A 15429-nucleotide genomic window follows, 5' to 3' on the forward strand; every position below is an offset into this window, starting at 1 on the left:
GATGCGTTCAGCATATGAACGCATCTTTTTTAAATTTAGAATTGTAGTAATTCTTTTGATGTATGTGTGTAAGGTACGAAACCATCTCGGCTCATGTAGCCACTATCTTCAATTCGAACGCCAGCAACGCCAGGGACATAAATACCTGGTTCAATTGAAAATACCATACCTTCTTCAAGGGTCATATCATTGCCTGCCATAATTGAAGGGAATTCGTGTACTGAAGATCCTAAACCGTGGCCAAGGCGGTGATTGAAGTATTCGCCATATCCAGCTTTGGTAATGATGTCACGCGCTACGGCGTCTAACTCGCTAGCTGTCATGCCAACTTTAGCTTGTGATTGTGCTGCTAGCTGAGCTTCTAAAGTGACAGCATGAATTCGTTTAGCTTCATCACTCACTGGCCCAAATGCGACTGTTCTGGTAGCATCTGAGGCGTAACCTTCTGTCATTGTGCCTAAATCAAATAGTGCCATTTCGCCGGCACTAAGAGTGCGACTAGAGGTTGAACCGTGGGGATCAGCGGCATGATCACCAAATTGAACGAGTGTTTCAAAACTCATGCCAACTACACCTGATTTTTTGAGCTGATATTCTAGCTCAGCAGCGACAGCGAGTTCTGAAACACCTTCTTTTAATGCTTGGAAGCCAATTTCAAAGGCACGGTCGGCATCGCGTCCGGCAGCTTTCATGTGTTCAATTTCAGCTGGCGTTTTGATGAGGCGCAACTTGTTAATTTGGTCAGTGATATCGGTGATGAATTGTGCTGCTGGAAATGCTGCTTGCAGCAAATTCAAGCGAGCAATAGTCATATTATCTGCTTCGACAGCAAAAAAGGTACCATGAGTCGCAGCTTGAATGTGCGCAGCCAACTTTGACCAAGGGTTTTCTTGGTCTTCATAACCAAAAGCTTCATACTGCCAGCCACTTTCTTTCATACTATTAACTTCAAGTGCAGGGCCAAATAAAAATGGCTCATGATCAGCTAACAAGACCAAAGCTAGTACACGTTCAATTGGATCAGATTCAAAGCCACTCAAATAGGCAACACTATGATAGTTTGTGATGATTGCACCACTTAGGTTTTGATCGTTTAACCAATTCGTTAATTGATTGATTTTTTCTGAGTTCATAAAATTATCTACCTCGTAGTTTACTATGTCTTTATTGTATCACTTTCATTTCTTGTTGTTTTTCTTGTAACAAATTGAAACAATTGTGAAAACGTGTAAATTAGTCATTGTAAGCGTTTGCAAATTGTGTTTATTTTGCTATAATGAAATGAGATGACTTAAAACATGGATTGTGTCAAATTAATGAATTGAAAGAGGACTATATTATGCAAAAAAAGCAGACAGCTACAATATATGATGTTGCTAGTCGTGTTGGGGTGTCTTTGGCAACTGTTTCACGAGTAGTGAACGGTAATAGTAATGTACGTGAATCAACTAAACGTAAGGTTTTGGATGCAATTGAAGAGTTAGGATACCATCCTAATGCTGTGGCTAGAGGACTAGCTTCAAAAAAGACAACCACTATCGGGGTAGTCATGCCTGATGTGACCGATATGTATTACTCTGAATTAGCACGTGGTATTGATGATGTAGCCAACATGTATCATTATGATGTTTTGTTAACAAACACAGACGAAGATCCTGTGCGTGAGACAATGGCTGTCAACAACCTTGCTAGTAAACAAGTAGACGGTATTATTTTCATGGGAAATGAATTGGATCGTGAAGTACTTAATACAATTGCGGCAGTTGATGCCCCAGTTGTTTTGGCAGGTTCACTAGATGAAGAAGGAATTTTGCCAAGTGTCAATATTGACTATGTTGCTGCCGTCAAAGAGGCGACTGAACTTCTAATCCGTAACAAACATGATCGTGTGGCACTTGTAACTGGACCAATGGTTCATGCTATTAACAAGCATCACCGCCTAGTTGGCTACCAAGCTGGTCTAAAAGCAGCTAATATTGCATTTGATGATAGTTTACTTTTTGCGACACACCAAGATTACTCAGCTGGACTTCAAGTAGCCGAAAAAATTTTTGCTGCTCAAGCCACAGCGGCTGTCGTATATGATGATGAAGTCGCACTTGGTATTATGAATTATATGCGGGATCACGGTAAATCAGTTCCTGAAGATTTTGAAATCATCACATCCAACGACACAAAGTTTGCAATTGTGACAAGGCCTGAGTTGACATCAATTGGCCAACCTAAATACGACATTGGTGCGGTAGCAATGAGAATGTTAACAAAGCTAATGAATAACGAAGTGGTTGATGATATGCAAGTACAATTGCCACATACCTTTGAAAAGCGCGGTACAACAATTAACCCACAACCTTAAAATTGCGTGAAACAAGTCTTTTTTGGTTCGTTTTCTTAATTTTTGTGTTTGACTTTAATTTTAAAGAAACATAATCGAAATAATTGACATATTATATTAATGAAAGTAAACTAAAATAGATGGTTTGCTTTTTATTTTGCATCTAGATGTAAAAATAACGACAAAATCTTTACTGGGTGGGAATTGATGGTTATAATCTCATGAATAATCAAAAGAGACGCTATATTACTGGATTTGATGGGTTGCGCGCACTCGCCGTATGCGGGGTAATTTTATTTCATTTATTGCCGACTAAAATTGTTGGTGGGTGGCTAGGCGTACCACTTTTTTTTGTCATTTCTGGTTATTTAATTACAGACATTTTGATCCAAGAATATGATAGAACGGCCACGATTGCAGCGGTCAAATTTTACATACGTCGATTAAAACGGCTTTATCCAGCATTAGTTATGATGCTTTTGATGACGACAACCGTTATTTTAGCTTTTGATCAGCGACTAATTTTTAATTTACGGCAAGTTATATTAACTAATTTGACCTATGTCTATAATTTTTGGGCGATTGGGCATGGACAATCCTATTTTCAACAATTTGGTGGTGAATCACCGTTTACTCATTTATGGTCATTGTCGATTGAGGGACAATTTTATCTTATTTGGCCGTTTATCGTCTGGTTTATTCTCAAAAAGGGTTATAAGCGACTTAATGTTGCGATTGGTTTATTGACTGCTTCACTTATCAGTGCAATATTAATGGCAATCTTATACTCACCGACCACCATTAATCGGGTTTATTATGGCACTGATACGCGTGTTTTTGCAATATTGTTAGGCACCGCCTTGGCTTTTGTTTGGCCATCTAGCAAGTTATCGACACAAATTGAAGACAAAACAAGACTGTATTTAAATAGTATTGGGACAGCTGCTTTAGTTATTTTGATTGCTGGGATGATATGGGTAAATGGACAATTCACTGCAACCTATTATGGTTTAATGTATTTATTTACTGCTGATGTTGCCATATTGGTTGCCGTTACGGCACATCCTGCTTCGTGGTACAGTCGATTGCTCGACAATAAAATATTGAATTATCTTGGCACACGGTCTTATAGTATCTATCTCTATCAATTGCCGGTCTTTGTTTTTTATGAAAAATTTGTCTCAAATTATGAGCCAACCTTTGTTAATTTACTAATAGAAGTTATATTAGTTCTGGTATTAAGTGAATTAAGCTATCGGTATATTGAAAATGTTATACGACGTGATGGCAAGCTACACCAATTTTGGCACTGGCTATTGCATTCTCGTAATCGTTTTTTCCTCTTTACGACACCGGCCCTACTTTTGTTATTGTTTGTCGGTCATGGACTAGCAGATAAAAAAGCTGTTTTACCTCAGCCTAAAACACGATTGCAAAAACAATTAACTAAAAATCAGGCAGAAGTTGCAAAACGTAATAAAATTGCTGAAAAAGCAGCTTCATCTTCTGCCCAAAGTAAAACAAAGCATGCGCAGTTGTCTGAGGGTGATCAAAAGATTATTGCTGATTACGGATTACAAACAAACGCCTACCTAGCCTTTAAGAATATGCAATTCACAGCAATTGGCGACTCAGTCATGTTAGATGCCGCACCTTATTTGCAAGAAGTTGATCCGAACATGCACGTTGATGCAGAAGTTGGGCGTCAGGCTTATCAAACTCCGGGTATCATAGATGGCATGGCACATAGTGGCAAACTGGCTCCCAATATTTTAATGGGTCTGGGCACAAACGGTGAAGTGAAAAGGCCTGATTTAGATCGCATGATGCATACTTTTGGTGCTAAGCGACAAGTGTATTGGATGAATAACTTTGTTCAAAGTAAACCATGGCAAAATAGTAATAATGATATGCTTGCTGCTGCACAAAAAGACTACAAGAATTTGCACGTGATTGATTGGTTTAGTCTGGCCAAACAACATACGGATTGGTTCGCGGATGATGGTGTTCATCAGGGGCCAACTGGTGATCGTAACTACGTTCGTTTGTTGGTAGAAAAGACAGCTGAAGTGAATCATATTGAATAAAACATCGAGAGATGTTTTTTTTTTGTAACTTGAAAAAAATAATGCAAAAGATTAGAATGATTATAAATAACGTATTTAGGGGGATTTCATGTTTAAAAATATCAGGCAACTCACACCTTTTTCAGCTGTGCTGTTAGCCATCGCGTTTATTATGTCAATCAGCCAGTCAACGATGACAACGACTTATCCAATTTTAATGGCTAGTTTTCATGTTGATGCAAGTACTGTACAGTGGTTAACAACCGGTTTTATGGTCGCCATGACCTTGGTGATGCCGCTCAGTCCATGGTTGCTAGATAATATTTTACTGAAACCATTGCTAAACGCTATTGTCGCAATATTTGTGATTGGCACAGCAATTGCCATGCTCACACCCTCGTTTGCCGGTATCATTGTTGGCCGATTGCTGGAAGGCATAGCTGTCGGTGCACTTTTTCCTACTTTTCAAAGTGTCATCATTGAAAATACAGCGAAATCGGATCGCGGGATCACTATGGGCGTGGTTGGTTTGGTGATGGGATCTGCTCTGGCAGTAGGACCAATTATTTCTGGTATTGTTTTGCAGTATGTTTCTTGGCGGGCTTTATTTGGATTATTTCTTGTAACTCTGGTCCTGCTCACCGTGAGTTTGCAACCTTTAATTGAAAATACGCATACCATTCATCATTCAAAATTTGATTGGGTATCGGCAATCACGTTAATTGGTTTCGGTGGGTTACTATACAGCCTATCAACTATTGCGAACACGAAATTAACGATAACATGGTGGCTTATTGTCATCATAAGCATCGCTTTATTAGTGGCTTTTGTTGTTCGTCAAATGAGTCATCAACAACCATTTCTTAATTTATCAGTATTTAAGTATCGTGGTTTTACGCCAGCTATGATTTTGACAGGACTATCTTATTCAGGACTGATTACAGCTACGGTCTTGATGCCACTATTTTATCAACGTGTCTTTCATATTACGCCACTATGGTCTGGACTGCTTATGGTACCGGCAGCGGTTGTACTCAGCCAATTAAACCCAAGGGCGGGTTATTTATTAACGCGCATAGGATTGAAAAATCTTGTTTATATTGGCATGGTAATGATGATTGTTGGCTATCTTTTGTTAAATCAGTTAGGTACGCAATCATGGCTTTTTGGTCTAGTGGCAGCTATTTTGCTTGAAGGTGGTAACGCTTTTATCATGATGCCAGCTGTGACTGCAGCAAATAATGTTTTACCAAAAGAACTTGTGAGCCATGGCACAGCAGTCATTACAACTATGCGTCAGGTGATTGGCGCAGGAAGCGTTGTCATTTTGGGTATATTAGTGACTCGTTTTGGTCGAATTGAGTCAATTGGTGTAGCATTAACGCGAACTAGTGGTTGGTTTATATTGGTACCAGCAATTGGTATTTTGTTAGCTATGCGATTACCTCATAGTAAAAATTGAATCAATTGGGTGCAAAATAGTAAAAGGGCTTTACAGTCCTTTTTTATTCACTTAAAATAAGAATTAGTAGAAATGAGGCAAAAAAATGACAACAGTATATCAGCATGGTACTTTAGCACAATTAATGGCCAAGCAAATGGCGGGAACGATTACGGTCGGTGAATTGCTTACACACGGTGATACAGGCATTGGAACACTGGATGGGTTGGATGGCGAAGTCATCATTTTAAATGGTGATGTTTACCAAGCAGATAGTACCGGTGCAGTGAACCATATTACTGATAAGGAAACGACATTACCATTCGCGTCAGTTCATTTTGATCAGCCAGACATTAGTTATCAATTACCATTTAATGCAACGACTTACCAAAATTTATCATCGCAATTAACAGAAAAACAAATCGACAACGTTTTTTCAGCTTTGAAATTACATGGTCATTTTACTCACGTTCATGTTCGCGTGGCACCAAAACAGACAAAACCGTATCCTAGTCTTTTGACAGTTGCGCAGCACCAACCAGAATTTGAAACTCGTGATGTTCAAGGCACACTTGTTGGTTATTATGCACCAGCTGTCTTCGGTGGCGCTACTGCGGCTGGCTGGCATTTGCATTTTCTCGCTGATGATCATAAATTTGCTGGTCATGTGTTAGATTTCGAGGCTGATGATATGGTAGGCAGTTTATTGATTTTTGATGAGTTTGAGCAGCACTTACCAATTGATAATCATGATTTTAGAGCAATGAAACAAGATATGGCCGGTTTGCAAGATGGCATTGAAGCAAGTGAGGGAGGAAGAAAATAATGGCGCAAAAACCATTAGTCATTGGCGTAACCGGTGGTTCTGGATCAGGAAAAACGACAGTGAGTCGTGAATTAGTGGCGCGTATTCCTGATAACAGTGCTATTTTGTTACAACAAGATGCATACTATCGCGACCAGTCTGACAAGCCATTTGAAGAACGCGTCAAAACGAATTATGATCATCCTGATTCTTTTGAAACTGACTTGTTTGTCGCTGACTTAGGGCGTTTGTTGGCTAGAGAAGCTATTGACAAACCTGTCTATGATTATGAGAAACACACACGTTCCAGTGATGTGATTCATGTGCTTCCAGCTGATGTCATTATTGTTGACGGCGTTTTGTTATTTAATGACAAACGAGTCCGTGATTTACTTGATTTAAAAGTGTACGTTGACACTGATGATGATATTCGTTTCTTACGACGTTTGGAACGAGATATTGAAGAACGTGGTCGCACGGTTCGTGGTGTTATTGAACAATATCTTGCGACAGTGAAGCCAATGTATCATCAATTTGTTGAGCCAACCAAGCGCTATGCAAATATCATTGTCCCCGAGGGTGGACAAAATAAGGTTGCTATTGATATGATTACCAACCAAATACTAGCTATGTTGAAAACACAATAAAAAGCGACGTTTATTTATAAACGTCGCTTTTTATTGTGCACGTGTTTCTTCAATTGTATCGCGCATCGTATCAACGACACTTTGTGTGTCTTCCGATAATTGTGAACCAACCAAAGTGAACAGGGTATCAATAATCGTGATTTGGGCTATCAGTGAACTCATTGATTCGCTACGAAAATTAACCTCTTCGGCTAGGGATAACAACACTAAATCTGCAAGTTTAGCAAGCGGTGAGTCTGGGAAAGATGTAATAGCAATGATTTTGACATGATTCTCAGATAATTTTTGAGCAATTAGCAAAGTATCTTTGTTACGTCCAGAATGCGAAATGACAACGGCAACATCCGTGTGATCCAGTCTAACGGCCTGCATTAATTGGACGTCATAATCAGGATGGGCAATGACATCAATCGGTGTTCGTAAAAATTTGTGATAGGCGTTAAAAGCAACAATTGACGACCCACCAATGCCAAAAAAACCAACCCGTCGTGCACTAATCAAACATTGCGTGGCTTGCTCTAGTTGGTCAATTGTCAAGTTATTAACCGTAGCTGCGAGTGCATTTTCAGCGCCACGAAAAACCTTTTGAGCAATGGCAACGGTGTCATCTGTGTCCACAATTTCCCCAAAAAATTCAACAGGCGATTTCTGAACTGAGATGCGGGCAAGATCAACTGAAAAATCACGAAAAGAATCGAAACCAATTTTTTTGACAAATCGTGAAATGGTTGCTGTTGAAACACCAGAACCATCAGACATTTCTTGAATCGTGGCTTCTTGTGCCTGTGAAACATTATGAATAATATAATCAATTAATTTCTGTTCAGTCGTATTATATTGTTTGCGCTGTACCCTGAGTTGGGTAATGATGTTTTTCGGCATAGTAATTTGTACTCCAATATACTAATCATACAAGATGAGAAAACATTTTTCAATAAAGGGTTGCAAACTGTAAATTATTTTCATATAATAAAAGTGTACTAAAAACACAAAAAATAAAGAGGTATGTAAACATGAAGTTTGCGATGATCGGCCTTGGTAAGATGGGCTTGAACTTGGTTAAGAACGCCGTTGATAACGGTCATGAAGTGGTAGCGTTCGATTTGAATGCTGACTTCGTCAAAGAAGCAACTGACTATTCAGCTTCAATTGAAGGCGCTTCAGACATCGATGATATGTTGTCAAAGTTGCCATCTCCTAAAGCTGTTTGGGTTATGGTGCCAGCAGGCGTACCAACTAACTCAACTATCGATACATTGATTGCCAAGATGGACAAGGGTGACATCATTATTGATGGTGGTAACTCTAACTACAAAGACAACTTGGAACAAAACAAGCGTACAACTGCTGCAGGTATCAAGTTCTTTGATGCCGGTACTTCAGGTGGTATGAACGGTGCCCGTAATGGTGGTAACTTCATGATTGGTGGCGATGACGCCGAAGCATGGCAAGTTATTGAACCACTTTTCAAGTCAATCGCTGAAGAAGATGGTTACTTGTATACAGGTCGTTTGGGATCAGGTCATTATTTGAAGATGGTTCACAACGGTATCGAATACGGTATGATGCAAGCAATTGCCGAAGGATTCGAAGTATTGGAAGCCTCACAATTTGACTACGACTATGAAGCTGTTTCAAAGTTGTGGAACCACGGATCAGTTATCCGCTCATGGTTGATGGAATTGGCTGAAGAACAGTTCGCCAAGGATCCACATTTGGATGCTATTGCTGGTCGTATGCATTCTTCAGGTGAAGGTAAGTGGACAGTGCAAGAATCATTGGATTTGGATGTTCCAGCACCAGTTATTTACTTGTCTTTGGCAATGCGTTACCGTTCATTGCAAGATGACACATTTACAGGTAAGGTTGTTTCAGCTTTGCGTAACGGCTTCGGTGGTCACGCAATGGACGCTGCCAAGTAATAAGAATCTGTTCGTTTTCTTGGACAGAAGCTCCCAATATGGGAGCTTTTTCTGTGTTAATGCAATAATGTTCAACGTTTAACAATTATTAATTGTGTAATTTGAGGTGAACACATGGAATATATGATTGGTGTCGATTTAGGCACAACGTCAACTAAAACAGTTTTGTTTGACGATAAAAATCAGGTTGTAACCAGTGCTAATAAAGGTTATCCATTGTATCGTGATGTACCAGATATGGCGGAAGAAGACCTAAATGAAATTTTTGATGCCCTAATTGAAGCATTAACTGATGTCGTGCGTGCTGCTGATTTAAAAGACGGTGACAAAATTGCCGCCGTTTCATTCAGTTCAGCGATGCATTCTTTAATTGCTTTTGATAAAAACTGGAAGCCATTGACACGCGTTATTACGTGGGCTGATACACGAGCAGTTAAGTATACAGAAGAACTAAAATCTAATGGTTTAGGCGCTCAAATTTATAAAAAAACTGGAACGCCTATTCATCCGATGGCACCTTTGTCAAAGCTATTATGGCTGAAAGAGGAACATCATGACGTTTATGAAAATGCTGCGCACTATTTAGGTATCAAAGAGTATTTGTTCCATCGCTTGTTTGGCAGCAATAAAATGGATATTTCGATTGCCTCTGGTACTGGATTGTTTAATATTTTCAATCTTGATTGGGATGAACAGGCACTTACAGTGACTGGCGTCACAAAATCACAATTGCCAAAACCGGTTGAACCATATGAATATGAAACAAATATGGTCGCTGAGTATGCTGCGGTGATTGGTATTCCAGCAGACACACCCTTTGTTTATGGTGCTGGCGATGGGCCACTATCAAATTTGGGTGTTAATGCTGTTAAACCGGGTGTGGCGGCCATTACTATTGGTACATCTGGTGCTATTCGCGTGGTTGCTGATGAACCAGTGATTGATCCTAAGGGACGTACTTTTACGTACGCATTGGATAAGGATCATTGGGTCGTTGGTGGTCCCGTTAATAATGGTGGTGATGTATTCCGTTGGGCACGTGATAACATGTTTGACGCTGAAAAATCTACCGCTGCTTTGCTGGGAGAAGATGCGTATGATTTGATGACTGAAATTGCTTCTCGCATTCCAGCTGGATCAGAAGGATTGATTTTCCATCCATACTTAGGTGGCGAACGTGCACCAATTTGGGATGCTAATGCTCGCGGTTCATTCTTTGGACTTAACCATGCACACACGCGTGCCCACATGCTAAGGTCTGTCTTAGAGGGCATTACTTTCAACGTTTATATGGTCAGCCTAGCTTTGGAAGAAGTTGTTGGTGGACTGAAGTCAATTCAAGCCACTGGTGGCTTTGCTCGGTCACCACTTTGGCGTCAAATGTTCGCTGATATCTTCGAACAACCAGTAACTGTGCCAGAGGCGTTTGAATCTGGTTCGTTGGCAGCAGTAATTGTTGCCCAAAAAGCATTGGGTAAGATTGACGATTTGTACGAAATTGAAAAGTATGTTGGTGCTTCTAATACTTACCAACCAGATCCGGAAAATTTCGAGGCTTATCGAGAATTAGCACCAATTTTCATCAGATTATCGCGTCAATTGCAGACGGAATATGAAAATATTGCTAATTATCAAAGAAAACATTCTAATTAAACAGCTAATCAAAATATTTAAGTACGGTTAAATATTGGTGTCTACATTAGCTTTTACTGATAACCATAAAAGGAGAAGGCGGTTTTTAAGCCGCCTATATATACACATGGAATTCGTCATGTTGATCGTGTCCATCTTAATTTTGTTGTTGTTGATTGCAAAATTAAAATTAAACACATTCGTATCATTAATTATCACTGCGTTTATTTTAGCGCTGTTGCTTGGCATGAAGCCAATGCAAATTCCTGACGCTGTCCTCGGTGCACAAGGTGTCGGAAATATTCTTGGTCCCAACTCAGTTATTTTCATCTTTGGTGGCATGATTGGTCGTTTGGTGGCAGACGCAGGTGGTTCATATCGCATTGCCAAGACATTAATTGATTGGTTTGGTGTGAAACGCTTGCAATGGGCTGTTTTGATTGCATCATTTATTATTGGTATTTCAATGATTTTTGGTGTTGGTATGGTACTTTTGATACCAATTGTGTTCGCAGTTGCCATTGAAGCCGGCGTGCCATTACTTTATTTAGGTGTTTCAATGACTGCTGCTTTGAGCTCTGCTCAAGGCTTCTTACCACCACAGCCAGCACCAACCGCTGTTGCATCAGCTTTGGGTGCTAATATTGGTATGATGTTGATCTTTGGTTTGGTCGTGTCAGTGATTACTGCCGTGGTTGCTGGGCCAATGTTTACTAAACTTGCTCAAAAATATGCACCTGGTGCATTCCAATTTAAAACAGAAATAGAAGCAGTAGGACCAGTCAAAGAATATGATCTCAAAGCAACACCAAACTTTGGTTTGTCAGTTTTGACCTCTGTCTTCCCATTGATATTTATGATTATCGCTACCGTTTATAAACTAATATACACGGGTGGTGTGACTCCTAAAAATCCAACAATGGTTGACCAAGTGGTTGAGTTTGCTGCCAATCCTGCGGTTGCTATGACAATTGCTTTGGTATTTGCTATCTTTACAATGGGAATTTGGCAACAAAAGTCTATGACTGAAGTAGGTAAATCACTTAATGAAGGTATGGCTGCTGTTGCAGGTATTCTGTTAATTGTTGGTGGTGGTGGTGCTTTGCGTGGTGTCTTGGTTACCTCCGGCCTATCTGACAAAATTGCTACAACTTTCCAAGCAGGGGGCTCAATGAGCCCTATCGCTGTGGTACTATTTGCTTGGGCTGTTGCTGCGGTGTTGCGTGTCTCAGTTGGTTCAGCAACTGTTGCGGGCATGACTGCTGCTGGTATTGTTACAGGTATTTTGGCTTCTAATCCAGGAAATACATTACTACCAGTATTTGTTGCCTTAGCAATTGGTGCCGGTTCATTGATAGCATCGCACGTCAATGATGCTGGTTTCTGGATTTTTAAAGAATTTTTTGACTTGAGTGTTAAGCAAACGTTCCAAATTTGGACGGTACTAGAAACAATAATTTCAGTGACAGGTTTGATTGTCATTTTGATTATGACAACTATTTTCGCTTAAACTGCTAAACCACCTTAAAAGGTGGTTTTTTTGATTTTAGGGAGTTTATCCCATGATAATAAAAATATAATAAATTTCATTTTATTTTCATGGGAATGTTGACACTGAGATGAGAAAATGTTAATATATTATAATAACTTTTAAGCGTTGAAGGGATAAACATATGTCAGAATTAAATAAAAAAACAGGCTGGTTTCACAAAGCGTCGCCTGTAAGTTTTACGGAAAGTGATCGACACTTACGTAAAACTTTGGGTGTCAAAGAAATGTTGGCGCTAGGAATTGGAACTATTGTTTCCACAGCCATTTTTACTTTACCGGGAATTGTTGCAGCTAATCATGCGGGACCAGCAGTTGCAATTTCGTTTGTTATTGCTGCGATAGTGGCCGGACTTGCGGCCTTTGCCTATGCTGAATTTGCCTCTGCATTGCCATTTGCGGGTTCTGCTTATTCATGGGCTAATGTTGTGTTTGGCGAGGTTTTTGGATGGATAGCTGGTTGGGCACTTTTGGCTGAGTACTTTATTGCTGTTGCATTCGTTGCCTCAGGGTGGTCAGCTAATTTCAAACTATTTTTAGCGTCTCATCATTTAGCGTTGCCGAAAGCGTTAGCAGGATCATTTGTTGCAGGTAATGGTGGCATAATTGATATTTCATCCTTGTTTGCTGTTTTGATTGTTGCTATTTTACTTTGGCGAGGTACAAATACAACCGCTCGAGTAGAAAATGTGTTGGTTATCGGTAAAGTTGCTGTCATTTTGATTTTTATTGCTGTTGGTTTGACAGCAATTCATCCTAGTAACTATGTACCATTTATTCCAGCGCACAAGGCTGGTACGGAGTTCGGTGGTTGGACAGGCATATTCGCCGGTGCCTCACAAATATTCTTGGCTTATATAGGATTTGATTCGATTGCAGCTAACTCCGCTGAAGCAAAGAACCCAAAGAAGACGATGCCTCGTGGTATTATTGGATCACTCATCATTGCTACGATTTTGTTTGTTACGGTTGCTTTGGTTCTGGTTGGTATGTTCCCTTATTCTAAGTATGCTGACAATGCTGCGCCAGCTGCTTGGGCATTATTGCAGTCAGGACATGTCTTTACTTCAAATCTATTGTCTATTGTTGCTTTGATTGGTATGTTCACAGCCATCATTGGTATGATGCTTGCAGGATCACGATTGCTGTATGCTTTTGGACGTGATGGTTTGTTGCCAAACTTTTTGGGTAAGGTTAACGATAAGGGGCTTCCTAACAATGCGTTATTAGCATTATCAGTAATTGCAATTTTGATTGGATCGGTTTTCAGTTTCACTGAGTTAGCTGGTTTGATTTCTGCTGGTACATTAATTGCCTTTATGATTGTTTCCCTTGGTATTTATGCTTTGCGCCCACGTGAAGGTAAGGATATTCAAGAACCTGGCTTCAAAATGCCATTTTATCCTGTGTTACCAGCGTTAGCAGCCTTAGGATCAGGATTCATTTTTTATGAATTAGATGATCAGGCTAAAATATACGCATTTGGCTGGTTTGCACTAGGTTTGATAATTTATGCCATTTATGGTGCCAAACATAGTAAATTATCTCGAAATTAATTGACAAAGTCCTGTTGTTTCAGGGCTTTTATTGTACACAAATCATAAATGAAAGCTGCCTCATATGTCGAAAAATACGGAAATTTTAAATGAAGAAAAGGTTTATTTAGCTGATGCAACACGAGTTAAGTATTTTGATATTGTGATTGATCATGGTAGTGGTGCCATTATTACTGATGCCAATGGTCACGACTATATTGATTTGTTAGCCAGTGCTAGTGCTACCAATACGGGGCATTCACATCCAAAAGTGGTTGAGGCAATTACCCAGCAAGCGCAGAAATTAATTCAGTATACGCCGGCTTACTTTGCTAACACAACAACAGCTCAGTTGGCAAAACGTCTGGCAGATATTGCACCAGGAAATTTTGATAAACAAGTCGCTTTTGGCAATTCTGGTTCTGATGCTAATGATGCGATTATCAAATTTGCTCGCGGATATACTGGCCGATCCTATGTTGTTAGCTTCACTGGTGCTTATCATGGGTCGACGTATGGCTCTATGTCAATTTCAGGTGTGAGTTTGAATATGACGCGAAAAGTTGGCCCTTTACTGCCAGATGTTATTAAAGTACCTTATCCCGATCAAACGCAACGTTTGGTTAATGAAAGTGATGACGATTTTTCTAATCGACTATTCAAACAATTTATGCTACCATTTGAAACCTATTTGCCCGCCGATGAAGTGGCGTTAGTCATTATCGAGCCAATTCAAGGTGATGGTGGCATTGTTAAAGCCCCACAACGTTTTATGACGTTAGTTTATAATTTTACGCGTGAACATAATATTGTGTTTGCTGTTGATGAAGTTAATCAAGGGCTTGGTCGAACAGGAAAAATGTGGTCTATTGATCATTTTGGTATAGTACCTGATCTGATGAGCATTGGTAAATCAATTGCAAGTGGCTTACCATTAAGTGCAGTTGTGGGACGTCGAGATATCATGTCGAGTTTATCAGCGCCTGCTAACGTTTATACAACGGCCGGTAATCCAGTCACGGCAGCAGCAGCGCTGGCGACATTAGACATTATCGAGCAAGAACAGTTGGTTTTGCGTTCGTATGAATTAGGAAAAATTGCAAAAACATTTTTTGAAAATGCAGCACAACGTTATCATTTTATCGGTGATGTTCGCATGTATGGCTTAAATGGTGGCATTGATATCATTGATAATCAAGGACAACCAGACACGCATGCGACCAATCAATTGATATACCGTATATTTGAGCTTGGTGCGATTATGATTAGCTTGAGAGGCAATATTTTACGTTTTCAGCCCCCACTAGTCATTAAGGAAGAAGAACTAACCAAAGCGTTGGCGATTATTGATCAGGCTTTTTCAGATTTAGAAGCGGGAAAAATTGTATTACCACAAACTGATAGTCATATTGGTTGGTGATATGATATAATTGATTTGGCATTGGATATATGGCCTTGTGTATTGTCAATTAGAAATGTGTTGGCTGATGAAAAACAC

The 15429-nt window shown here is 39.8% G+C and carries 12 protein-coding genes; 10 read left to right on the forward strand and 2 right to left on the reverse strand.

Annotated features, from left to right (window positions below; all coding sequences use genetic code 11):
• Positions 1 to 35: 35 nt before the first annotated feature.
• On the reverse strand, positions 36 to 1133 hold the full coding sequence (locus ACI3ES_RS02885; protein ID WP_114666473.1) for a Xaa-Pro peptidase family protein: 1098 nt from the start codon (positions 1131 to 1133) through the stop codon (positions 36 to 38).
• 206 nt (positions 1134 to 1339) lie between these two features.
• On the opposite strand from ACI3ES_RS02885, the gene ccpA reads away from it, so the two are divergent.
• The 5 genes from ccpA to udk all read left to right on the forward strand — a co-directional run bounded on the left by ccpA (position 1340) and on the right by udk (position 7294).
• The gene (gene ccpA, locus ACI3ES_RS02890; RefSeq protein ID WP_114666474.1) at positions 1340 to 2356 is read left to right on the forward strand and encodes a catabolite control protein A; all 1017 of its coding nucleotides are present in this window, start codon (positions 1340 to 1342) and stop codon (positions 2354 to 2356) included.
• A gap of 200 nt (positions 2357 to 2556) precedes the next feature.
• A complete protein-coding gene (locus ACI3ES_RS02895) occupies positions 2557 to 4422 on the forward strand; it encodes an acyltransferase family protein (RefSeq protein WP_114666475.1) in 1866 nt (621 codons plus the stop codon).
• Positions 4423 to 4510: 88 nt separating this feature from the next.
• Positions 4511 to 5863, forward strand: a complete 1353-nt coding sequence (locus ACI3ES_RS02900; protein WP_114666476.1) for an MFS transporter — start codon at positions 4511 to 4513, stop codon at positions 5861 to 5863.
• A gap of 85 nt (positions 5864 to 5948) precedes the next feature.
• Entirely contained in the window at positions 5949 to 6668 is a 720-nt protein-coding gene (gene budA / locus ACI3ES_RS02905) for an acetolactate decarboxylase (protein WP_114666477.1), read from the forward strand.
• A complete protein-coding gene (gene udk / locus ACI3ES_RS02910) occupies positions 6668 to 7294 on the forward strand; it encodes a uridine kinase (RefSeq protein WP_080519092.1) in 627 nt (208 codons plus the stop codon). Before budA ends, udk begins: the two co-directional genes overlap by 1 nt.
• Positions 7295 to 7324: 30 nt before the next feature.
• Here the strand turns inward: udk and ACI3ES_RS02915 are convergent, their stop codons facing one another.
• Complete coding sequence (locus tag ACI3ES_RS02915; protein ID WP_004910831.1) at positions 7325 to 8176, reverse strand: MurR/RpiR family transcriptional regulator; 852 nt, start codon at positions 8174 to 8176, stop codon at positions 7325 to 7327.
• 131 nt (positions 8177 to 8307) lie between these two features.
• Here ACI3ES_RS02915 and gnd point away from each other — a divergent pair, with 131 nt between their 5' ends.
• The 5 genes from gnd (at position 8308) to ACI3ES_RS02940 (ending at position 15351) form a co-directional block, all read left to right on the forward strand.
• Positions 8308 to 9216 carry a phosphogluconate dehydrogenase (NAD(+)-dependent, decarboxylating) gene (gene gnd, locus ACI3ES_RS02920; protein ID WP_004910833.1) on the forward strand — a complete coding sequence of 303 codons (909 nt, stop codon included), beginning with the start codon at positions 8308 to 8310 and terminating at the stop codon, positions 9214 to 9216.
• Between the two features lie 114 nt (positions 9217 to 9330).
• Positions 9331 to 10869, forward strand: coding sequence for a gluconokinase (gene gntK / locus ACI3ES_RS02925; RefSeq protein WP_407632019.1), 1539 nt, complete (start codon positions 9331 to 9333; stop codon positions 10867 to 10869).
• 106 nt (positions 10870 to 10975) lie between these two features.
• Positions 10976 to 12358 (forward strand): gluconate:H+ symporter, encoded by a 1383-nt coding sequence (locus ACI3ES_RS02930; RefSeq protein ID WP_036066408.1) that lies wholly within the window; start codon positions 10976 to 10978, stop codon positions 12356 to 12358.
• A gap of 163 nt (positions 12359 to 12521) precedes the next feature.
• The gene (locus ACI3ES_RS02935; RefSeq protein WP_004910838.1) at positions 12522 to 13952 is read left to right on the forward strand and encodes an APC family permease; all 1431 of its coding nucleotides are present in this window, start codon (positions 12522 to 12524) and stop codon (positions 13950 to 13952) included.
• A gap of 64 nt (positions 13953 to 14016) precedes the next feature.
• Positions 14017 to 15351, forward strand: coding sequence for an aspartate aminotransferase family protein (locus tag ACI3ES_RS02940; RefSeq protein ID WP_004910840.1), 1335 nt, complete (start codon positions 14017 to 14019; stop codon positions 15349 to 15351).
• Positions 15352 to 15429 lie beyond the last annotated feature (78 nt).

The sequence above is a fragment of the Leuconostoc falkenbergense genome (assembly GCF_045801155.1).
In the GTDB taxonomy this organism is placed as follows: domain Bacteria; phylum Bacillota; class Bacilli; order Lactobacillales; family Lactobacillaceae; genus Leuconostoc; species Leuconostoc falkenbergense.